Raw genomic sequence first — 21401 nt, 5'->3', positions numbered from 1 at the left:
GTCTGGCGCATTCATGTGTTTAAGAGGCACATATGCGGTAGACCGAAAACGCACTTTTCTGTAAGCTACAGCTTTAGTGTGTCCACTAAAAGCGCGCAGCGAATTGAATTCAGCACATAAAAGCGGGGTGACGTGTCCATACGTCACTCCGCTTTTTTGCAACCTGCGATCGCCCTTTCATGCTTGATTTTCGGGAGGTCTTCTTGACAAAGCCAGCCATACTCGCCCTTGCCGACGGCAGTATTTTCCGCGGTGAGGCAATCGGTGCCGACGGCCAGACCGTTGGTGAAGTGGTATTCAACACCGCTATGACCGGCTACCAGGAAATCCTTACAGACCCTTCCTACGCGCAGCAAATCGTTACCCTGACCTACCCGCACATCGGCAACACCGGCACCACGCCAGAAGACGCAGAATCCAACCGTGTCTGGTCGGCCGGCCTGGTCATTCGCGATCTGCCGCTGCTGGCCAGCAACTGGCGTAACACCCAGTCGCTGCCCGAGTACCTCAAGGCCAACAACGTGGTGGCCATTGCGGGCATCGACACCCGTCGCCTGACTCGAATCCTGCGTGAAAAGGGCGCTCAGAACGGCTGCATCCTGGCCGGTGACGACATCAGCGAAGAAGCCGCAATCGCCGCTGCGCGCGGCTTCCCAGGCCTCAAGGGCATGGACCTGGCCAAGGTGGTTTCCACCAAGGAGCGCTACGAATGGCGTTCCAGCGTGTGGGAACTCAAGACCGACAGCCACCCCACCCGCGAAGCTGCCGACCTGCCTTATCACGTGGTGGCGTTCGACTACGGCGTCAAGCTGAACATCCTGCGCATGCTGGTCGCCCGTGGCTGCCGCGTCACCGTGGTGCCGGCCCAGACGCCCGCCAGCGAAGTGCTGGCCCTCAACCCGGACGGCGTGTTCCTGTCTAACGGCCCGGGCGACCCCGAGCCCTGTGACTACGCCATCCAGGCGATCAAGGAAATCCTGGAAACCGACATCCCGGTCTTCGGCATCTGCCTGGGTCACCAGCTGCTGGCCCTGGCCTCCGGCGCCAAGACCGTGAAGATGGGCCACGGCCACCACGGTGCCAACCACCCGGTGCAGGACCTCGATACCGGTGTGGTCATGATCACCAGCCAGAACCACGGCTTTGCGGTGGACGAAGCGACCTTGCCTGGCAACGTGCGCGCGATTCACAAGTCGCTGTTCGACGGCACCCTGCAGGGTATCGAGCGCACCGACAAGAGCGCGTTCAGCTTCCAGGGCCACCCTGAAGCGAGCCCAGGCCCGACCGACGTCGCGCCACTGTTCGATCGTTTCACCGATGCCATGGCCAAGCGCCGCTGAGTCTCCTGCTTCAAGGCCCCGGGCTGGCATGCGCCATGCCCGGATGCGCCTGACCCAGATTGTTCAACGCGGCTTGCCGACTGACCCCGGATTTGAGTGACAACCATGCCAAAACGTACAGACATCAAAAGCATCCTGATTCTCGGCGCTGGCCCGATCGTGATCGGCCAGGCCTGCGAATTCGACTACTCCGGCGCCCAGGCTTGCAAAGCCCTGCGCGAGGAGGGGTTCCGCGTCATCCTGGTGAACTCCAACCCAGCCACCATCATGACCGACCCGGCCATGGCCGACGCCACCTACATCGAGCCGATCAAATGGCAGTCCGTGGCCAAGATCATCGAGAAAGAGCGCCCTGACGCTGTCCTGCCGACCATGGGTGGCCAGACTGCCCTGAACTGCGCCCTGGACCTGGAGCGCCACGGCGTTCTGGAGAAGTTCGGCGTGGAAATGATCGGCGCCAATGCCGACACCATTGACAAGGCCGAAGACCGTTCGCGCTTCGACAAGGCCATGAAGGACATCGGCCTGGAGTGCCCGCGCTCCGGTATCGCCCACAGCATGGAAGAGGCCAACGCGGTGCTCGAGAAGCTTGGCTTCCCTTGCATCATCCGTCCGTCGTTCACCATGGGCGGCACTGGCGGCGGCATCGCCTACAACCGCGAAGAATTCGAAGAAATCTGCACCCGTGGCCTGGACCTGTCGCCGACCAAAGAACTGCTGATCGACGAATCGCTGATCGGCTGGAAGGAATACGAGATGGAGGTGGTCCGCGACAAGAAGGACAACTGCATCATCGTCTGCTCCATCGAGAACTTCGACCCGATGGGCGTGCACACCGGCGACTCGATCACCGTCGCCCCGGCGCAGACCCTGACCGACAAGGAATACCAGATCATGCGCAACGCCTCCCTGGCGGTGCTGCGTGAAATCGGCGTCGAGACCGGCGGTTCCAACGTGCAGTTCGGCATTTGCCCGAACACCGGTCGTATGGTCGTCATCGAGATGAACCCGCGTGTGTCGCGCTCCTCGGCATTGGCTTCGAAAGCCACCGGCTTCCCGATCGCCAAGATCGCCGCCAAGCTGGCCATCGGCTACACCCTGGACGAGCTGCAGAACGACATCACCGGTGGCCGCACGCCGGCTTCCTTCGAGCCGTCGATCGACTACGTGGTGACCAAGTTGCCACGCTTTGCCTTCGAGAAATTCCCGAAGGCCGACGCTCGCTTGACGACCCAGATGAAATCTGTCGGTGAAGTCATGGCCATCGGCCGTACCTTCCAGGAATCCTTGCAGAAAGCCCTGCGCGGCCTGGAAGTCGGCGCCTGCGGCCTCGACCCCAAAGTCGACCTGGCCAGCCCCGAGGCTGCCAGCATCCTCAAGCGCGAGCTGACCGTGCCGGGCGCCGAGCGCATCTGGTATGTGGCCGATGCCATGCGTTCGGGCATGACCTGTGAGCAGATCTTCGACCTGACCGGTATCGACATGTGGTTCCTGGTGCAGATGGAAGACCTGATCAAGGAAGAGGAGAAGGTCAAGACCCTGGCCCTCACCGCGATCGACAAGGACTGCATGCTGCGCCTCAAGCGCAAGGGCTTCTCGGACCAGCGTCTGGCCAAGCTGCTGGGCATCACCGACAAGACCCTGCGCCGTCACCGCCACAAGCTGGAAGTGTTCCCGGTGTACAAGCGCGTCGACACCTGCGCCGCCGAGTTCGCCACCGACACCGCCTACCTCTATTCCACCTACGAGGAAGAGTGCGAGGCGAATCCGTCGAGCCGCGACAAGATCATGATCCTCGGCGGTGGTCCTAACCGCATTGGCCAGGGCATCGAGTTCGACTACTGCTGCGTGCACGCCGCCTTGGCGCTGCGTGACGACGGTTACGAAACCATCATGGTCAACTGCAACCCGGAAACCGTGTCCACCGACTACGACACTTCCGACCGCCTGTACTTCGAGCCGCTGACCCTGGAAGACGTGCTGGAAGTCTGCCGCGTCGAGAAGCCCAAGGGCGTGATCGTGCACTACGGCGGCCAGACCCCGCTCAAGCTTGCCCGCGCCCTGGAAGAAGCCGGCGTGCCGATCATCGGCACCAGCCCCGACGCCATCGACCGTGCCGAAGACCGTGAGCGCTTCCAGCAGATGGTGCAGCGCCTGAACCTGCTGCAGCCGCCAAATGCCACCGTGCGCAGCGAAGAAGAGGCCATCAGCGCCGCCGGCACCATCGGTTACCCGCTGGTCGTGCGTCCATCCTACGTGCTGGGTGGTCGTGCCATGGAAATCGTCTACGAGCTGGACGAACTCAAGCGCTACCTGCGCGAAGCCGTCCAGGTGTCCAACGACAGCCCGGTGCTGCTGGACCATTTCCTCAACTGCGCCATCGAGATGGACGTGGATGCGGTCTGCGACGGTACCGATGTGGTCATCGGCGCCATCATGCAGCACATCGAGCAGGCCGGCGTTCACTCCGGTGACTCGGCATGCTCGCTGCCACCTTACTCGCTGAGCAAGGAAGTGCAGGATGAAGTGCGTGTGCAGGTCAAGAAAATGGCCCTGGAGCTGGGCGTGGTTGGCCTGATGAACGTGCAGCTGGCCCTGCAGGGCGACAAGATCTACGTGATCGAAGTCAACCCGCGCGCCTCGCGTACCGTACCGTTCGTGTCCAAGTGCATCGGCACGTCGCTGGCCATGATCGCCGCTCGTGTCATGGCAGGCAAAACCCTGAAGGAGCTGGGCTTCACTCAGGAAATCATCCCGAACTTCTATAGCGTGAAGGAAGCCGTCTTCCCATTCGCCAAGTTCCCAGGGGTTGACCCGATCCTCGGCCCTGAGATGAAATCGACCGGTGAAGTGATGGGTGTCGGTGACAGCTTCGGTGAAGCCTTCGCCAAGGCCCAGATGGGTGCCAGCGAAGTGCTGCCGACCGGTGGTACCGCGTTCATCAGCGTGCGTGACGACGACAAGCCGCAAGTGGCCGGAGTCGCCCGCGACCTGATCGCCCTGGGCTTCGAAGTGGTGGCAACCGCAGGTACCGCCAAGGTCATCGAGGCGGCGGGCCTGAAGGTGCGCCGCGTGAACAAGGTGACCGAAGGCCGTCCTCACGTGGTCGACATGATCAAGAACGACGAAGTGTCGCTGATCATCAACACCACCGAAGGCCGTCAGTCGATCGCCGATTCCTACTCGATTCGCCGCAATGCGCTGCAGCACAAGATCTACTGCACCACGACCATTGCGGCCGGTGAAGCCATCTGCGAGGCGCTGAAATTCGGTCCGGAAAAAACCGTTCGCCGCCTGCAGGATCTGCACGCAGGACTCAAAGCATGAGCATGACCAAATACCCGATGACCGTTCAGGGCGCTCGCGCCCTGGAAGAAGAACTGCTCTTTCTGAGCAAGACCGAGCGCCCGCGCCTGAGCCAAGCCATTGGTGAAGCGCGTGAGCTGGGCGACTTGAAGGAGAACGCCGAATACCATGCCGCCCGCGAAGAGCAGGGCATGGTCGAGGCACGTATCCGTGACATCGAAGGCCGTTTGCAGAACTCGGTCGTGATCGACGTGACCACCATTGCCCATACGGGCAAGGTCATCTTCGGCACAACCGTCGATCTGGAAAACACCGAGACGGGTGATCAGGTCACCTATCAGATCGTTGGCGAGGATGAAGCCGACGTTAAGAAAGGCAAGCTGTCCAGCAGTGCGCCGATCGCTCGCGCCATCATCGGCAAGGAAGAGGGTGACACCGTTGTCGTCAAGACGCCAAACGGTACGGTCGAGTACGAGATTGTCGAAGTCAAGCACATCTGACCGGCGCCTGCGGGCGCCTTCCCTTGAGGGGATCCTCTGGCAACTGGCCCAGGTATTCTGGGTCGGTGGCCTGTGGGTGTTCCACGTGGGGTTGGTGCCTGCTTTGAAAGTCAGCGGCCTTGCGCCATTGCTGGTGCAGGACATTGCCGGGCAGATCGACCGTTGGTTGATCGGCGTGGCACTGCTCGGCCTGATCACTCAGCTGGCGGTATTGGCAAGAGTTGAAGGCGTGGCTGCCTGGTGGCGCCAGTTCCGTGGCCAGATGCTGTTGCTGGGCCTTGGGGCCTGCATCGGCTACTACACCTTGCGTTACGGGATCTCCGTAGGCGAGCGCTGGCAGATGTTCTGTTTCCTGGTGCTGGGCTTCTCCGGCATCGTACTGGTGGCCCAGCCTGTCCCACTCAGGGCGCGTCACGCGCGCCACTGAGCGGCACCACCGTTACTTGTAACGGTGGACGTTGGACAGCTGCTTGTTCGGCTGAGGGTTCTTGCGGTAGATCAGTGCCTTCTTGCCGATGGTCTGCACCAGCTCGGCGCGGCCGGCCTTGCACAGCGCGGCAATGGTCTCGGCACGCTCTTCGCGGTCTTCGGAGCGAATTTCGACCTTGATTAGCTCGTGGTCGGCCAATGCGCGTTCCAATTCGGCGACGACGCCTTCATTCAAACCGTTACCAGCAACGATCAGGACCGGCTTGAGGTCATGACCAATGGACTTGTATTGCTTCTTCTGCTCGTTATTGAGCGGCATAATCTGACCCTTTCCGTCTGATTCTGTAAAATTGACCGGCATTTTACCCGAGGGCCACCGGCTCCGCCCAGTCAATCACCACGCATATCATCGAGGTGCCCCGTGGTACAACGTTCCAAAAGCAGCGCAAACTGGCTGCGAGAGCATTTCAACGACCCTTTCGTCAAACAGGCGCAGAAGGACGGCTACCGCTCGCGGGCAAGCTACAAGCTGCTTGAGATCCAGGAGAAGGACCGTCTGATCCGTCCTGGCATGAGTGTCATCGACCTGGGTGCAGCGCCGGGCGGCTGGTCCCAGGTGACCAGTCGTCTGATTGGCGGTCAGGGTCGACTGATCGCCTCGGACATCCTGGAGATGGACTCCATCCCCGATGTCACCTTCATTCAGGGGGACTTCACCCAGGACGAGGTGCTGCGGCAAATTCTCGAAGCCGTCGGCGATTCACACGTAGACCTTGTGATTTCGGACATGGCCCCCAATATGAGTGGTACGCCCGCGGTCGACATACCGCGAGCCATGTTCCTTTGCGAGCTGGCCCTGGATTTGGCAACCCGCGTGCTGCGGCCCGGCGGTGATTTTTTGATCAAGATCTTCCAGGGTGAAGGTTTCGATGTGTACCTCAAGGATGTGCGCACCAAGTTCGACAAGGTACAGATGCGCAAACCGTCTTCATCGCGGGACCGCTCCCGCGAGCAGTACCTGCTTGGCAAGGGGTTCAAAGGCGCGTGAACGGTACTAAGCGCAGCGGCCGATAGTTAATTCCAATCGGCCACGGCGTCAGGATCGTCCGAACTTCGTGTAGTCTGGATTTCACAAAGGGTTACAGACGGTGCCTGCGGTTGCGTGGGCAATGTAGTAAGTTAGGGCGATGAATATCATGCGAGGCACGGCTGCGTCGTGCGCCGGCCTCAGAGGGTAGCGAATTGAACGACATGGCAAAGAATCTGATCCTGTGGTTGATCATCGCAGCTGTCCTGGTGACGGTGATGAACAACTTCTCCAGCCCTAACGAGCCGCAGACCCTCAATTACTCCGACTTCATCCAGCAGGTCAAGGATGGCAAGGTCGAGCGAGTGACCGTCGACGGTTACATCATCACCGGCAAGCGCTCCGACGGCGACAGCTTCAAGACCGTGCGCCCGGCGATCACCGACAATGGCCTGATCGGCGACTTGGTGGACAACCACGTGACCGTCGAAGGCAAGCAGCCCGAGCAACAGAGCATCTGGACCCAGTTGCTGGTCGCCAGCTTCCCGATCCTGGTGATCATCGCCGTGTTCATGTTCTTCATGCGCCAGATGCAAGGCGGGGCGGGCGGCAAGGGTGGCCCCATGAGCTTTGGCAAGAGCAAGGCGCGCCTGCTCTCCGAAGACCAGGTCAAGACCACCCTGGCTGACGTCGCCGGCTGCGACGAGGCCAAGGAAGAAGTAGGCGAGCTGGTCGAGTTCCTGCGCGACCCGGGCAAGTTCCAGCGCCTGGGTGGCCGCATTCCCCGCGGTGTGCTGATGGTCGGCCCACCCGGTACCGGTAAGACCCTGCTGGCCAAGGCCATTGCAGGTGAAGCCAAGGTGCCGTTCTTCACCATTTCCGGTTCGGACTTCGTGGAAATGTTCGTCGGTGTCGGTGCCAGCCGTGTGCGCGACATGTTCGAACAGGCCAAGAAGCACGCCCCGTGCATCATCTTCATCGACGAGATCGACGCCGTCGGCCGTCACCGTGGTGCTGGCATGGGCGGGGGCCACGACGAGCGTGAGCAGACCCTCAATCAGTTGCTGGTAGAGATGGACGGCTTCGAGATGAACGATGGCATCATCGTCATTGCCGCGACCAACCGCCCTGACGTGCTCGACCCCGCGCTGCTGCGTCCCGGGCGCTTCGACCGTCAGGTTGTTGTAGGCCTGCCGGACATCCGTGGTCGTGAGCAGATCCTCAAGGTGCACATGCGCAAGGCGCCGATTGGCGACAACGTCAACCCGGCCGTCATTGCCCGTGGTACGCCTGGCTTCTCCGGTGCCGACCTTGCCAACCTGGTCAACGAAGCCGCTCTGTTTGCCGCCCGCTCCAACAAGCGCCTGGTCGACATGAAGGAGTTCGAGCTGGCCAAGGACAAGATCATGATGGGCGCCGAGCGCAAAACCATGGTCATGTCCGAGAAGGAAAAACAGAACACCGCCTACCACGAAGCCGGCCATGCGATCGTAGGTCGCCTGGTACCCGAGCACGATCCGGTCTACAAGGTGTCGATCATCCCGCGGGGTCGTGCGCTGGGTGTGACCATGTTCCTGCCCGAAGAAGATCGCTACAGCCTGTCCAAGCGCGCGCTGATCAGCCAGATCTGCTCCCTGTATGGCGGTCGTATTGCCGAGGAGATGACCCTGGGCTTCGATGGCGTCACCACCGGCGCTTCCAACGACATCATGCGTGCCAGCCAGATTGCGCGAAACATGGTCACCAAGTGGGGCTTGTCCGAGAAGCTGGGCCCGCTGATGTACGCCGAGGAAGACGGCGAAGTGTTCCTGGGTCGTAGCGCAGGTGGCCAGCAGACCAGCGTCTCCGGTGAGACGGCCAAGCTGATCGACTCCGAAGTGCGCAGCATCATCGACCAGTGCTACGCGACCGCCAAGCAGCTGTTGACCGAAAACCGCGACAAGCTCGATGCGATGGCCGAGGCCTTGATGAAGTACGAAACCATCGACGCCGAGCAGATCGACGATATCATGGCGGGCCGTACGCCTCGCGAACCTCGCGATTGGGATGATGATTCGGCTTCCGGTACTCCGGCTGCCCAGGGTGATCGCCCGGAATCGCCAATCGGTGGTCCAGCGGCTCAACACTAAGGGCATCTATGAGCTCAGTGCAGCACCCGACCCGATTGCCTTGCGGCAATCGGGTTCTTGATTTGTCGCGTACCCATGTCATGGGTATCCTCAATGTCACGCCCGATTCCTTTTCCGACGGCGGCCGCTTCAGTCAGCGCGACGAGGCCTTGCGCCACGCCGAAGCGATGGTGGCCGCCGGTGCCACGCTGATCGATGTAGGCGGGGAGTCCACCCGCCCGGGTGCGCGGCCCGTTTCGGTCACCGAAGAGCTGGAGCGCGTGGCGCCGATGGTCGAAGCCATCCACCGTCATCTTGATGTCGTGGTGTCGGTCGATACGTCCACGCCTGCCGTCATGCGCGAAGCCGCCCGCCTGGGCGCTGGCCTGATCAACGATGTGCGCGCCCTCGAGCGCGATGGTGCGCTGGATGCCGCGGCTGCCACCGGGCTGCCGGTGTGCCTGATGCACATGCGCGGCGAGCCCGGCACCATGCAGGACGACCCGCATTATGACGATGTCACCGAGGACGTGGCGCGCTACCTTCAGCAGCGCATGATGGCCTGTGCGGACGCCGGCATAGAGGCCGACCGCATCGTGCTCGATCCAGGCTTCGGTTTCGCCAAGACCCTGGCCCACAACCTCAGCCTGTTCAAACACCTCGAAGCGCTCCATCGTCTGGGGCGTCCGCTTCTGGTGGGCGTTTCCCGTAAAAGCATGATCGGCCTGACGCTCGAGCGTCCTGTCGCTGAGCGTCTCTATGGCAGCCTGGCGCTGGCGGCGCTGGCCATGACCAAGGGTGCAAGTATCCTGCGCGTGCATGACGTGGCACAAACCGTTGACGTCGTTCGCATGATCGCGGCCGTTCAGCACGCCGAATAAGAACATTGGAGTCCCTATGAGCAGAAAATATTTTGGTACCGACGGCATTCGTGGCCGCGTCGGCGAATACCCGATCACCCCGGAGTTCATGCTCAAGCTCGGCTGGGCAGCCGGCATGGCGTTTCGCAAGCAAGGCCATTGCCGCGTGCTGGTAGGCAAGGACACGCGGATCTCCGGCTACATGTTCGAATCTGCGCTCGAAGCTGGCCTTTCAGCCGCCGGGGCCGATGTGATGCTGCTGGGCCCGATGCCCACGCCTGCCATTGCCTACTTGACCCGCACCTTCCATGCCGAAGCCGGTATCGTCATCAGTGCCTCGCACAACCCGCACGATGACAATGGCATCAAGTTCTTCTCGGGGCAGGGCACCAAGCTGCCGGACGAAGTGGAGCTGATGATCGAGGAGCTGCTCGACCAGCCCATGACCGTTGTGGAATCGAGCAAGCTGGGCAAGGTCTCGCGCATCAACGACGCAGCCGGCCGCTACATCGAGTTCTGCAAGAGCAGTGTGCCCAGCAGCACCAGCTTCGCCGGCCTCAAGCTGGTGGTCGACTGCGCCCATGGCGCCACGTACAAGGTCGCGCCCAGCGTGTTCCGTGAGCTGGGTGCCGATGTCACTGTGCTGCACGCCCAGCCAGATGGCCTGAACATCAACGAAGGCTGTGGTTCGACCCACATCGAATCGCTGCAGGCCGCCGTGCTGGTCGGGCATGCGGACCTGGGCATCGCCTTCGACGGTGATGGCGACCGTGTGTTGATGGTCGATCACACCGGCGCGATCGTCGACGGTGACGAGCTGCTGTTCATCATCGCGCGCGACCTGCATGACCGCGGCAAGCTGCAAGGCGGCGTGGTGGGTACGCTCATGAGCAACCTGGGGCTGGAGCTGGCGCTCAAAGACCTGGATATTCCGTTCGTGCGTGCCAAGGTCGGTGACCGCTACGTCATGGCTGAGCTGCTCGAGCGCGAGTGGCTGATAGGGGGGGAAAATTCCGGTCATGTGGTGTGCTGCAACTACACCACCACCGGGGATGCGATCATCGCCGCGCTGCAGGTGCTGATGGCGCTCAAGCGCCGTGGCGAGACCTTGGCCCAGGCGCGCCAGGCATTGCGCAAATGCCCGCAAGTGCTGATCAATGTACGCTTCGCTGCAAGCGACGTGGACCCGCTCGAGCATCCGGACGTCAAGCAAGCCAGCGCGCAGGTCACAGAGGCCCTGGCAGGCCGTGGGCGGGTATTGCTGCGTAAATCCGGGACCGAGCCGCTGTTGCGCGTCATGGTCGAAGGTGAGGATGAACACCAGGTGCGTCTGCACGCCGAAGCACTGGCAAAGCGCGTCGCAGAAGTTTGTGCCTGAAGCCGCTTGCCAGCGCGAATCTGGTTGGGTAAGATCTGCGCCCACTTTGACCGACGAGGTAAAGCATGCGTCGCCCTATGGTTGCTGGTAACTGGAAGATGCACGGTACCCGCGCCAGCGTCGCTGAGCTGACCGAGGGCTTGCGTAATCTTGCTCTGCCGAGCGGAGTGGAAGTCGCGGTATTCCCGCCAACTTTGTTCATCAACCAGGTGGTTGCTGAACTCGATGGCAAGGGTATTATCGTCGGCGCACAGAATTCTGCAGTATTGCCCGAACAGGGCGCGCTGACCGGGGAAGTTGCTCCGGATCAGCTGGCTGAAGCAGGTTGCAAGTTGGTGTTGATTGGCCATTCGGAGCGTCGCCAGGTAATCGGCGAAGATGACGAAGTGTTGAATCGCAAGTTTGCAGCGGCTCAGGCCAAAGGTTTGAAGCCAGTGCTCTGTATCGGGGAAACCCTTGAAGAGCGCGAGGCAGGCAAAACGCTCGAAGTTGTTGGGCGTCAACTGAACAGTATCATCGAAGCCTTCGGTGTTAGTGTGTTTGCCAATGCGGTAATTGCCTATGAGCCTGTATGGGCCATCGGCACCGGCCTAACGGCCACGCCTCAGCAGGCCCAGGATGTGCATGCCGCCATCCGCAGCCAGCTTGCGGCGAAAGATGCTGAAGTGGCTGCGAAGGTGCAGTTGCTCTACGGCGGCAGCGTGAAGGCGGCCAATGCGGCCGAACTGTTCGGCATGCCGGATATCGATGGGGGCCTCATTGGTGGGGCTTCCCTGAACGCAGACGAATTCGGTGCAATTTGTCGCGCCGCAGGAAACTGAACAAATGCTGGAAACAGTCATCGTTGTTTTTCATCTGTTGGCAGCGCTGTCGCTGGTAGTGCTGGTACTGTTGCAACAGGGTAAGGGGGCGGAAGCCGGTGCATCTTTTGGTGCGGGTGCTTCCAATACCGTCTTCGGAAGTCAGGGCTCTGCCACCTTCCTAAGTAAATTCACTGCAATACTCGCTGCCACTTTCTTTTTGACAGCACTTGGGTTAGGATACTTCGCGAAGCAACAAGCTCACCAGCTTAGCCAAGCAGGTCTTCCAGATCCAGCAGTACTAGAAGTGAAAGAGCAGCCAAAACCGGCCATCAATGATGATGTACCGGTGCTCCAAGAACAGAAGAGCGAAGCCACTCCTAATTCGAGTGATGTACCTCCTCCGGCAGAAGAGCAGAAGTAACGGGTTTCAAAGTAGTATTGCCGAGGTGGTGGAATTGGTAGACACGCAACCTTGAGGTGGTTGTGCCCATAGGGTGTAGGGGTTCGAGTCCCCTTCTCGGTACCATTTAAAGCTTGAGAGCCCGCCTTGGCGGGCTTTCTTGCAGGTGAAGGTTTGGATTTGACCCTCAAGTGGGTTCGGTCTTATACTTTCGCCCCAGCTTTGTCGCGGGGTGGAGCAGCTTGGTAGCTCGTCGGGCTCATAACCCGAAGGTCGTTGGTTCAAATCCAGCCCCCGCAACCAGCTTCAGCGAAGCCCCTTTTCAGGGGCTTTTTGCTAACCGAACAGTTCAGGCGTCGTTGTCCAACGGCGCTTTCAGGGATGGGCGCTTCGCCCATTTTTTATTTGCACAGCATGCACGAGGGGGTTCAGGTGTCGAGCAAGCTAGAACAGTTGCAGGCCTTGTTGGCCCCGGTTGTCGAGGGTCTGGGCTATCAATGCTGGGGGATCGAATTCGTTTCCCAGGGCAAGCATTCGGTATTGCGTATCTACATCGACAAGGAAGGCGGCATTCTGGTGGACGACTGCGAAGCTGTCAGCCGTCAAGCCAGCGCCATCCTGGATGTCGAGGATCCGATCAGCAGCGAGTACACCCTCGAGGTGTCTTCTCCAGGCATGGATCGCCCACTGTTCACACTGGAACAGTTTGCCTCGCATGCCGGCGAACAAGTGAAGATCAAGCTGCGCTCACCCTTCGAGGGTCGTCGTAACTTCCAGGGCCTTCTCCGCGGTGTGGAGGAGCAGGATGTGGTGGTCCAGGTGGACAACCAGGAGTTCCTACTGCCGATCGATTCGATCGACAAGGCCAATATTATTCCCAGTTTTGACTGAGACGTGCCGGGTCCGACGGATTATCCGGGCCCAATGGCTTGCGCAAGGCGAGGCGTACGATGAGCAAAGAAGTACTGCTGGTTGTTGAATCGGTATCCAACGAAAAAGGTGTACCGCCCGGCGTCATTTTCGAAGCGCTGGAGGTGGCCCTGGCCACCGCAACCAAAAAACGTTTTGAAGACGAAGTCGACCTGCGTGTGGAAATCAACCGCCACACCGGTAGCTACGAGACCTTCCGTCGTTGGACCGTGGTCGATGAAGCCGACCTCGATGATCCGGCCATCGAAACCTGGCTGGACAAGATCAAGGACACGCATCCCGAAGCCAAGATTGGCGACGTGATCGAAGAAAAGATCGAGTCCATCGAGTTCGGCCGTATCGCCGCGCAGACCGCCAAGCAGGTCATCGTGCAGAAGGTCCGTGAGGCCGAGCGTGCGCAGGTGGTCGATGCCTACCGTGAGCGTGTGGGCGAAATCATCTCCGGTACCGTCAAGAAGGTCACCCGCGACAACGTCATCGTCGACCTGGGCAACAACGCCGAGGCGTTGCTGGCCCGCGAAGACATCATTGCCCGCGAAACTTTCCGTGTCGGTGTGCGCCTGCGTGCACTGCTCAAGGAAATTCGCACCGAAAACCGTGGTCCTCAGCTGATCCTGTCGCGCACCGCGCCGCAGATGCTGATCGAGCTTTTCCGCATCGAAGTGCCGGAAATCGCTGAAGGCCTCATCGAAGTCATGGCCGCCTCCCGTGATCCGGGTTCGCGAGCCAAGATCGCCGTCCGCTCCAAGGACAAGCGCATCGACCCGCAAGGCGCCTGCATCGGCATGCGTGGGTCGCGCGTCCAGGCCGTATCCGGAGAGTTGGGTGGTGAGCGTGTGGATATCGTTCTCTGGGACGATAACCCGGCGCAGTTCGTCATCAACGCCATGTCGCCGGCTGAAGTCGCGGCGATCATCGTTGATGAAGATGCCCATGCCATGGACATCGCCGTCGCCGAAGACAACCTGGCCCAAGCCATTGGCCGTGGCGGTCAGAACGTTCGCCTGGCCAGTCAGTTGACTGGCTGGACCCTGAACGTGATGACCGAGAAGGACATCCAGGCCAAGCAGCAAGCCGAAACTGGCGACATCCTGCGCAATTTCATCGATGAACTGGAAGTCGACGAGGAGCTGGCCCAAGTGCTGGTCGACGAAGGCTTCACCAGCCTTGAAGAGATTGCCTACGTACCGTTGGAAGAAATGCTCAACATCGATGGCTTTGACGAAGATATCGTCAATGAGCTCCGCGCTCGAGCCAAGGACCGTTTGTTGACCAAGGCCATCGCTACCGAAGAAAAACTGGCAGACGCCCATCCGGCCGAAGACCTGCTCTCCCTTGAGGGCATGGACAAGGACCTGGCGGCGGAACTGGCGGTGCGCGGCGTGGTTAACCGCGAAGACCTGGCCGAGCAGTCGATCGACGACCTGCTCGACATCGACGGCATCGACGAAGAGCGTGCCGGCAAGTTGATCATGGCCGCCCGAGCCCACTGGTTCGAGTAATTAGGCGCGGCCTGAGGAGAGAAGTGCATGACGCAAGTCACGGTGAAAGAACTGGCCCAAGAGGTCGAGGCACCGGTAGAGCGCCTGCTGCAGCAGATGCGTGAGGCAGGTCTGCCGCACACCGACGCCGGTCAGGTAGTGACCGACAATGAGAAGCAGACGTTGCTGACTCATTTGAAGAGCAGCCACAAGAGCAAGGCGGAAGAACCGCGCAAGATTACCTTGCAGCGCAAAACCACCAGCACCCTGCGTGTCGCCGGTAGCAAGAGCATCAGCGTAGAAGTACGCAAGAAGAAAGTATTCGTGCAGCGCAGCCCTGAAGAAATCCAGGCTGAGCAGAAGCGTGAGCTCGAAGAGCGCCGTGCAGCTGAAAACGCTGCCCGCGACAAGGTTGACGCCGAAGTACGTCAGCGCAACGAAGAGCAGGCGCGTCGCCAGGCTGCTGAAGCCGCTGCCGCCGCTCCGGCCCCTGCTGCCAAGGCAGAACAGGCTTCGGCCCCTGCCGCAGCGCCGGTAGTGGCCAATGCGCCGACGTCGGAAGACGCTGCCGCCCGTGCTGCCGAGCGCAAGAAAGACGAGACCCGTCGCAACGAGAACCGCACCCGTGATGACGACCGTCGTCGTGGCGAAGCGCCGCGTGTGTCGATCAAGGTCAAGGTCAAGGAAAAGGAAAAGGCTCCGACGCCTCGTGCCGCGCCGCGCACCACCGACGAAGAGAGCGATGGCGCTCGTCGTGGTCGTGGTGGCAAGAGCAAGCTGAAGAAGCGTAACCAGCACGGCTTCCAGAACCCGACTGGTCCTGTCATTCGTGACGTGACCATCGGCGAGACCATCACCGTCTCCGAGCTTGCCAACCAGATGTCCGTCAAGGGCGCTGAAGTGGTCAAGTTCATGTTCAAGATGGGCACCCCGGTGACCATCAACCAGGTGCTCGATCAGGAAACCGCGCAGCTGATCGCCGAAGAGCTGGGCCACAAGGTCACGCTGATCAGCGATTCCGCCCTGGAAGACTCCCTGGCCGAATCCCTGAAGTTCGAAGGCCAGACCGAGTCCCGTGCGCCGGTCGTGACCGTCATGGGTCACGTTGACCACGGTAAGACCTCGCTGCTCGACTACATCCGTCGTGCCAAGGTTGCTGCTGGCGAAGCCGGTGGTATCACCCAGCACATCGGTGCCTACCATGTGGAAACCGACCGCGGCATGGTCACCTTCCTCGACACCCCAGGCCACGCTGCGTTTACCCAGATGCGTGCCCGTGGTGCCAAGGCGACCGACATCGTCATCCTGGTGGTGGCGGCGGACGACGGCGTGATGCCACAAACCCGCGAAGCCGTTCAGCATGCCAAGGCGGCTGGCGTACCGCTGGTGGTGGCGGTCAACAAGATCGACAAGCCTGGTGCTGACCTCGATCGCATCCGCAACGAGCTGTCCGTTGAAGGCGTGACCTCCGAGGACTGGGGTGGTGACACGCCATTCGTCAAGGTTTCGGCCAAGATGGGTACCGGCGTGGACGAACTGCTCGAAGCGGTACTGCTGCAGGCCGAGATCCTCGAGTTGACCGCTACGCCGACCGCCCCAGGGCGCGGTGTGGTCGTCGAATCGCGCCTGGACAAGGGCCGCGGCCCAGTCGCTACCATCCTGGTTCAGGACGGTACGCTGCGTCAGGGCGACATGGTGCTGTGCGGCTCCAACTATGGCCGCGTTCGCGCCATGCTGGACGAGAACGGCAAGCCTGTGAAGGAAGCTGGGCCGTCCATCCCGGTCGAAATCCTTGGCCTGGACGGCACGCCGGAAGCCGGTGACGAGCTGTCGGTAGTGGCTGACGAGAAGAAAGCCCGCGAAGTTGCCATGTTCCGCCAAGGCAAGTACCGCGAGGTCAAGCTGGCCCGTGCTCACGCAGGCAAGCTGGAAAACATCTTCGAGACCATGGGTCAGGAAGAGAAGAAGACGCTCAACATCGTCCTCAAGACCGATGTGCGCGGTTCTCTCGAGGCGCTGCAGGGCTCGCTCGGCGGCCTGGGCAACGACGAAGTGCAGGTTCGTGTCATTGGTGGCGGCGTAGGTGGTATCACCGAAAGCGATGCCAACCTGGCGCTGGCTTCGAACGCAGTACTGTTCGGCTTCAACGTGCGTGCCGATGCCGGTGCGCGCAAGATCGTCGAGCAGGAAGGTCTGGATATGCGTTACTACAACGTGATCTACGACATCATCGAAGACGTCAAGAAAGCCCTGACCGGCATGCTCGGCAGCGATGTTCGCGAGAACATCCTGGGCGTTGCCGAAGTGCGTGACGTGTTCCGTTCGCCGAAGTTCGGCGCCATCGCTGGCTGTATGGTCATCGAAGGTACCGTCTACCGTAACCGCCCGATCCGCGTTCTGCGCGACGACGTGGTTATCTTCGAGGGCGAGCTGGAATCGCTGCGTCGCTTCAAGGACGATGCCGCCGAAGTGCGTAACGGCATGGAGTGTGGTATCGGCGTGAAGAGCTACAACGACGTCAAGGTCGGCGACAAGATCGAAGTGTTCGAGAAAGTCCAGGTGGCTCGTACCCTCTAAGGGTGAGCAGGCTGCAAGCGCCTTGGCGGGCGCTTTGCAGCACCTCTTCAGGTAGCGCCCGGTCAGGCATCGTTCTGACCGGGCGTTTGCCGCTTTACGTTACAGGTAACAAGAATGGCCAAAGAATATAGCCGTACCCAACGCATTGGCGATCAGATGCAGCGCGAACTGGCTGAGCTGATCCGTCGTGAAGTCAAGGATCCGCGTGTCGGTCTGGTCACCATCACTGCCGTGGATGTGAGCCGCGACCTGGGCCATGCCAAGGTGTTCATCACCGTGATGGGTGAAGAGACCCCCGATGCCGTGCAGCAGTCGCTCAAGGCCCTGAACAGCGCTGCCAGCTTCCTGCGCCTGCACTTGGGTCGCTCCATGCAGCTGCGCAGCGTGCCGCAATTGCACTTCCACTTCGACGAGAGCGTCAGCCGTGGCGTGCATCTGTCGGCATTGATCGAGCGTGCAGTGGCTGAAGACCGCCTGCACAAGGATGCCGACGAGTCTGGCACCAAGGAGTAATCGGTGGCCCAGGTCAAACGTATCCGCCGCAACGTCAGCGGCATCATCCTGCTGGACAAGCCCTTGGGCTTCACCTCCAACGCTGCCTTGCAAAAGGTGCGCTGGTTGCTCAATGCCGAGAAGGCCGGTCATACCGGTAGCCTCGACCCGCTGGCCACCGGTGTCTTGCCGCTGTGCTTCGGCGAGGCCACCAAGTTTTCGCAGTACCTGCTCGACTCCGACAAGGGCTACGAGACGGTCATGCAGCTGGGCCAGACGACCAACACCGGCGACGCCGAGGGCGAGGTGCTGCGCACTCGCGAAGTGACCGTTGGTCGCGCCGAGCTGGAAGCCGCGCTACCCGGTTTTCGTGGCCCGATCAGCCAGGTACCGCCCATGTACTCGGCCCTCAAGCGTGACGGTCAGCCGTTGTACAAGCTGGCGCGTGCAGGAGAGGTAGTGGAGCGCGAGGCGCGTTCTGTTACTATTAGCCGTCTTGAACTGCTCGAGTGCGAAGGCACCCGTGCACGCTTGAGCGTCGGCTGCAGCAAAGGCACCTATATTCGTACCCTGGTGGAAGATATCGGTGAAGTGCTGGGCTGTGGTGCGTATGTCGCAGAGCTGCGCAGAACGCAGGCCGGGCCCTTCGCGCTGGCGCAGACGGTCACGCTCGAGGAGCTTGAGCAGGCCCACGCCGAAGGCGGCAACGAAGCGCTTGATCGCTTCCTCATGCCGTCGGACAGCGGGCTGCAGGACTGGCCGATGGTGAGCCTGTCCGAGCATAGCGCCTTCTACTGGCTGCATGGGCAGGCAGTGCGCGCACCGGACGCGCCGCAATTCGGCATGGTTCGTGTACAGGATCACAATGCACGCTTCATCGGTATCGGTGAAGTGAGCGAAGACGGGCGGATCGCGCCACGTCGATTGATTCGGTCGGAATGACCGAAACCATGGGCCTGGGCATTTGCCGAGGTCCGTGGAGCAGAGGGTGGCTGTCAGTAGGCACGGTCACACCTCTTTCTATTGATACAGGGATAAGTCCCTGGCCTATTGGAACCCGTTCGCGGGGTCCGTTTAATCAGGAGAAGCCTCATGGCCCTCAGCGTTGAAGAAAAAGCTAAGATCGTTGCCGAACACCAGCAAGCCGCCGGCGACACCGGTAGCCCGGAAGTACAGGTTGCTCTGCTGACCGCCAACATCAACAAGCTGCAAGGCCACTTCAAGGCCAACGACAAAGACCACCACTCCCGTCGTGGTCTGATTCGCATGGTCAACCAGCGTCGTAAGCTGCTGGACTACCTGAAGGGCAAAGACACCACCCGTTACAGCGCGCTGATCGCTCGCCTGGGCCTGCGTCGCTAATAGCGGCCTGGTTGGTGGTGTGCATGGCGTGCCGCTGGTTTCGACAGGGCTGTTTTACAGCCTTGTCGTGGGGCACGCCACGCATGACTTCGAGGCTGGCAGCCTGGTAATTCGAGCGATTTTTTGCTCGGTTCCAGGCTCCCGGCCTCGAGTTGTATCTGGACGGTAGACAGGGCCGATTCCCTGCACTGCCCAAGCATTCGCAAGAAAACAGTTCCCCCAAGAGCCACTGAAGAAGGTAGGAAACCGTGAACCCGGTAATCAAGACATTCCAGTTCGGTCAATCGACCGTTACTCTCGAAACGGGCCGCATTGCCCGTCAGGCCACCGGCGCCGTGCTGGTCACCGTCGACAACGACGTCACCGTGCTGGTGACCGTGGTCGGTGCCAAGCAAGCTGATCCAGGCAAGGGCTTCTTCCCGCTGTCGGTTCACTACCAGGAAAAGACCTACGCTGCCGGCAAGATCCCTGGTGGTTTCTTCAAGCGTGAAGGCCGTCCTTCCGAGAAAGAAACCCTGACCTCGCGCCTGATCGACCGTCCGATCCGTCCGCTGTTCCCTGAAGGGTTCATGAACGAAGTGCAGGTCGTCTGCACCGTGGTTTCCACCAGCAAGAAGACCGACCCCGATGTTGCCGCGATGATCGGTACCTCGGCGGCTCTGGCCATCTCCGGCATCCCATTCGAAGGCCCGATTGGCGCGGCGCGCGTTGCCTTCCACGAGAGCACCGGCTACCTGCTGAACCCGACTTATGAGCAACTGGCTGCCTCGAGCCTGGACATGGTCGTCGCCGGTACCGAAACCGCCGTGTTGATGGTTGAATCGGAAGCCAAAGAGCTCACCGAAGACCAGATGCTGGGCGCCGTGCTGTTCGCCCACGACGAGTTCCAGGCCGTCATCCAGGCTGTCAAGGAGCTGGCTGCCGAAGCCGGCAAGCCGACGTGGGACTGGCAGCCTGCTGCCGCCAACACCGAACTGATGAACCTGGTACGCGCCGAATTTGGCGAGCAGGTGTCGCAGGCCTACACCATCACCCAGAAAGCGGACCGCTACACCCGCCTGGGCCAGCTGCGCGATGAAGCCATTGCCCGCCTGAGCAACGAAGAAGCTGGCCCGACCGCCGGCCAGATCAAGGAAATCTTCGGCGAGCTCGAATACCGCACCGTGCGCGAGAACATCGTGAACGGCAAGCCGCGCATCGACGGCCGTGACACCCGCACCGTGCGTCCGCTGAACATCGAAGTCGGTGTTCTGCCCAAAACCCACGGCTCGGCACTGTTCACCCGTGGCGAGACCCAGGCGCTGGTCGTTGCCACCCTCGGTACTGCCCGCGACGCACAGTTGCTGGACACCCTGGAAGGCGAGAAGAAAGACCCCTTCATGCTGCACTACAACTTCCCACCGTTCTCGGTCGGTGAGTGTGGTCGCATGGGCGGTGCTGGCCGTCGTGAAATCGGCCACGGTCGTTTAGCGCGTCGCGGCGTGCAGGCGATGCTGCCAAGCGACAGCGAATTCCCGTACACCATCCGTGTCGTCTCGGAAATCACCGAGTCCAACGGTTCGAGCTCCATGGCTTCGGTCTGCGGTGCCTCGCTGGCCCTGATGGATGCCGGTGTGCCGATGAAAGCACCGGTTGCCGGTATCGCCATGGGCCTGGTCAAGGAAGGCGAGAAGTTTGCCGTTCTGACCGACATCCTGGGTGACGAAGACCACCTTGGCGACATGGACTTCAAGGTAGCCGGTACCGCCAAGGGCGTCACCGCGCTGCAGATGGACATCAAGATCAACGGCATCACCGAAGAGATCATGGAAATCGCCCTGGGCCAAGCCCTGGAAGCGCGCCTGAACATCCTCGGCCAGATGAACCAGATCATTGCCCAGTCGCGTACCGAACTGTCGGCCAACGCGCCGACCATGATCGCCATGAAGATCGACTCGGACAAGATCCGCGACGTGATCGGCAAGGGCGGCGCCACCATTCGCGCCATCTGCGAAGAGACCAAGGCTTCGATCGATATCGAAGACGACGGCTCGATCAAGATCTTCGGCGAGACCAAGGAAGCGGCAGATGCCGCCAAGCAGCGCATCCTGGGCATCACTGCCGAGGCCGAGATTGGCAAGATCTACGTGGGCAAGGTCGAGCGTATCGTCGACTTCGGCGCCTTCGTCAACATCCTGCCGGGCAAGGATGGCCTGGTGCACATCTCCATGCTGAGCGATGCGCGCGTCGAGAAAGTCACCGACATCCTCAAGGAAGGTCAGGAAGTCGAAGTATTGGTACTGGACGTGGATAACCGCGGCCGTATCAAGCTGTCCATCAAGGACGTCGCGGCAGCCAAGGCGTCTGGCGTCTAATAGCCTAGTGCTTCATAAAGGGCTCCCTCGGGAGCTCTTTTTTTTGGCTCAATT

Annotated in this window: 18 protein-coding genes and 2 tRNA genes; 19 read left to right on the top strand and 1 reads right to left on the bottom strand. The window is 60.9% G+C overall.

Going from position 1 to position 21401, the window contains the following annotated elements:
- Window positions 1-203: 203 nt before the first annotated feature.
- The 4 genes from carA to ACK59L_RS13065 all read left to right on the top strand — a co-directional run bounded on the left by carA (window position 204) and on the right by ACK59L_RS13065 (window position 5573).
- A complete protein-coding gene (gene carA, locus ACK59L_RS13080) occupies window positions 204-1340 on the top strand; it encodes a glutamine-hydrolyzing carbamoyl-phosphate synthase small subunit (RefSeq protein WP_144966608.1) in 1137 nt (378 codons plus the stop codon).
- 105 nt (window positions 1341-1445) lie between these two features.
- Window positions 1446-4667 (top strand): carbamoyl-phosphate synthase large subunit, encoded by a 3222-nt coding sequence (carB, locus tag ACK59L_RS13075; protein WP_058604764.1) that lies wholly within the window; start codon window positions 1446-1448, stop codon window positions 4665-4667.
- Window positions 4664-5146, top strand: coding sequence for a transcription elongation factor GreA (gene greA, locus ACK59L_RS13070; protein ID WP_173645884.1), 483 nt, complete (start codon window positions 4664-4666; stop codon window positions 5144-5146). The genes carB and greA overlap by 4 nt, the downstream gene beginning before the upstream one ends.
- Entirely contained in the window at window positions 5124-5573 is a 450-nt protein-coding gene (locus ACK59L_RS13065) for an MFS transporter (protein WP_196135815.1), read from the top strand. Before greA ends, ACK59L_RS13065 begins: the two co-directional genes overlap by 23 nt.
- A gap of 12 nt (window positions 5574-5585) precedes the next feature.
- On the opposite strand, the gene yhbY is transcribed toward ACK59L_RS13065, so the two are convergent.
- A complete protein-coding gene (yhbY, locus tag ACK59L_RS13060) occupies window positions 5586-5894 on the bottom strand; it encodes a ribosome assembly RNA-binding protein YhbY (RefSeq protein WP_023533185.1) in 309 nt (102 codons plus the stop codon).
- A gap of 102 nt (window positions 5895-5996) precedes the next feature.
- Between yhbY and rlmE the strand changes: the two genes are divergently transcribed.
- From rlmE to pnp, 15 genes are all read left to right on the top strand, one after another.
- The gene (gene rlmE, locus ACK59L_RS13055) at window positions 5997-6623 is read left to right on the top strand and encodes a 23S rRNA (uridine(2552)-2'-O)-methyltransferase RlmE (protein WP_027915415.1); all 627 of its coding nucleotides are present in this window, start codon (window positions 5997-5999) and stop codon (window positions 6621-6623) included.
- Between the two features lie 203 nt (window positions 6624-6826).
- Window positions 6827-8731, top strand: coding sequence for an ATP-dependent zinc metalloprotease FtsH (ftsH, locus tag ACK59L_RS13050; protein WP_058604763.1), 1905 nt, complete (start codon window positions 6827-6829; stop codon window positions 8729-8731).
- Between the two features lie 8 nt (window positions 8732-8739).
- A complete protein-coding gene (folP, locus tag ACK59L_RS13045; RefSeq protein WP_145253499.1) occupies window positions 8740-9591 on the top strand; it encodes a dihydropteroate synthase in 852 nt (283 codons plus the stop codon).
- A gap of 16 nt (window positions 9592-9607) precedes the next feature.
- On the top strand, window positions 9608-10948 hold the full coding sequence (gene glmM / locus ACK59L_RS13040; protein ID WP_058604761.1) for a phosphoglucosamine mutase: 1341 nt from the start codon (window positions 9608-9610) through the stop codon (window positions 10946-10948).
- 65 nt (window positions 10949-11013) lie between these two features.
- A complete protein-coding gene (gene tpiA, locus ACK59L_RS13035) occupies window positions 11014-11769 on the top strand; it encodes a triose-phosphate isomerase (protein ID WP_409274032.1) in 756 nt (251 codons plus the stop codon).
- A gap of 4 nt (window positions 11770-11773) precedes the next feature.
- A complete protein-coding gene (secG, locus tag ACK59L_RS13030) occupies window positions 11774-12172 on the top strand; it encodes a preprotein translocase subunit SecG (protein WP_058604759.1) in 399 nt (132 codons plus the stop codon).
- 19 nt (window positions 12173-12191) lie between these two features.
- A tRNA-Leu gene (locus ACK59L_RS13025) sits at window positions 12192-12277 on the top strand.
- A 100-nt stretch (window positions 12278-12377) separates the two neighbouring features.
- A tRNA-Met gene (locus ACK59L_RS13020) sits at window positions 12378-12454 on the top strand.
- A 129-nt stretch (window positions 12455-12583) separates the two neighbouring features.
- A complete protein-coding gene (rimP, locus tag ACK59L_RS13015) occupies window positions 12584-13042 on the top strand; it encodes a ribosome maturation factor RimP (RefSeq protein ID WP_009685348.1) in 459 nt (152 codons plus the stop codon).
- Window positions 13043-13101: 59 nt separating this feature from the next.
- The gene (gene nusA / locus ACK59L_RS13010) at window positions 13102-14583 is read left to right on the top strand and encodes a transcription termination factor NusA (protein ID WP_023533184.1); all 1482 of its coding nucleotides are present in this window, start codon (window positions 13102-13104) and stop codon (window positions 14581-14583) included.
- A 27-nt stretch (window positions 14584-14610) separates the two neighbouring features.
- Complete coding sequence (gene infB / locus ACK59L_RS13005) at window positions 14611-17139, top strand: translation initiation factor IF-2 (RefSeq protein ID WP_409274029.1); 2529 nt, start codon at window positions 14611-14613, stop codon at window positions 17137-17139.
- Between the two features lie 114 nt (window positions 17140-17253).
- The gene (gene rbfA, locus ACK59L_RS13000; protein WP_012274243.1) at window positions 17254-17652 is read left to right on the top strand and encodes a 30S ribosome-binding factor RbfA; all 399 of its coding nucleotides are present in this window, start codon (window positions 17254-17256) and stop codon (window positions 17650-17652) included.
- A 3-nt stretch (window positions 17653-17655) separates the two neighbouring features.
- On the top strand, window positions 17656-18573 hold the full coding sequence (gene truB / locus ACK59L_RS12995) for a tRNA pseudouridine(55) synthase TruB (RefSeq protein WP_058604757.1): 918 nt from the start codon (window positions 17656-17658) through the stop codon (window positions 18571-18573).
- Window positions 18574-18723: 150 nt separating this feature from the next.
- The gene (rpsO, locus tag ACK59L_RS12990; RefSeq protein ID WP_023533188.1) at window positions 18724-18993 is read left to right on the top strand and encodes a 30S ribosomal protein S15; all 270 of its coding nucleotides are present in this window, start codon (window positions 18724-18726) and stop codon (window positions 18991-18993) included.
- Window positions 18994-19241: 248 nt separating this feature from the next.
- Window positions 19242-21347 carry a polyribonucleotide nucleotidyltransferase gene (pnp, locus tag ACK59L_RS12985; RefSeq protein ID WP_023533183.1) on the top strand — a complete coding sequence of 702 codons (2106 nt, stop codon included), beginning with the start codon at window positions 19242-19244 and terminating at the stop codon, window positions 21345-21347.
- Window positions 21348-21401: the final 54 nt, after the last annotated feature.

The sequence above is a fragment of the Pseudomonas sp. KCJK9111 genome (genome assembly GCF_046231935.1).
Taxonomy (GTDB): domain Bacteria; phylum Pseudomonadota; class Gammaproteobacteria; order Pseudomonadales; family Pseudomonadaceae; genus Aquipseudomonas; species Aquipseudomonas parafulva_B.
This window is presented reverse-complemented; position numbering and strand designations above follow the sequence as displayed.

Excerpts from the sequence above, each read along its gene's own strand:
- carB (WP_058604764.1), top strand. The coding sequence starts at position 1,446 with ATGCCAAAACGTACAGACATCAAAAGCATCCTGATTCTCGGCGCTGGC.
- greA (WP_173645884.1), top strand. The coding sequence starts at position 4,664 with ATGAGCATGACCAAATACCCGATGACCGTTCAGGGCGCTCGCGCCCTG.
- yhbY (WP_023533185.1), bottom strand. The coding sequence starts at position 5,894 with ATGCCGCTCAATAACGAGCAGAAGAAGCAATACAAGTCCATTGGTCAT.
- ftsH (WP_058604763.1), top strand. The coding sequence starts at position 6,827 with ATGGCAAAGAATCTGATCCTGTGGTTGATCATCGCAGCTGTCCTGGTG.
- folP (WP_145253499.1), top strand. The coding sequence starts at position 8,740 with ATGAGCTCAGTGCAGCACCCGACCCGATTGCCTTGCGGCAATCGGGTT.
- glmM (WP_058604761.1), top strand. The coding sequence starts at position 9,608 with ATGAGCAGAAAATATTTTGGTACCGACGGCATTCGTGGCCGCGTCGGC.
- tpiA (WP_409274032.1), top strand. The coding sequence starts at position 11,014 with ATGCGTCGCCCTATGGTTGCTGGTAACTGGAAGATGCACGGTACCCGC.
- secG (WP_058604759.1), top strand. The coding sequence starts at position 11,774 with ATGCTGGAAACAGTCATCGTTGTTTTTCATCTGTTGGCAGCGCTGTCG.
- nusA (WP_023533184.1), top strand. The coding sequence starts at position 13,102 with ATGAGCAAAGAAGTACTGCTGGTTGTTGAATCGGTATCCAACGAAAAA.
- infB (WP_409274029.1), top strand. The coding sequence starts at position 14,611 with ATGACGCAAGTCACGGTGAAAGAACTGGCCCAAGAGGTCGAGGCACCG.
- rbfA (WP_012274243.1), top strand. The coding sequence starts at position 17,254 with ATGGCCAAAGAATATAGCCGTACCCAACGCATTGGCGATCAGATGCAG.
- rpsO (WP_023533188.1), top strand. The coding sequence starts at position 18,724 with ATGGCCCTCAGCGTTGAAGAAAAAGCTAAGATCGTTGCCGAACACCAG.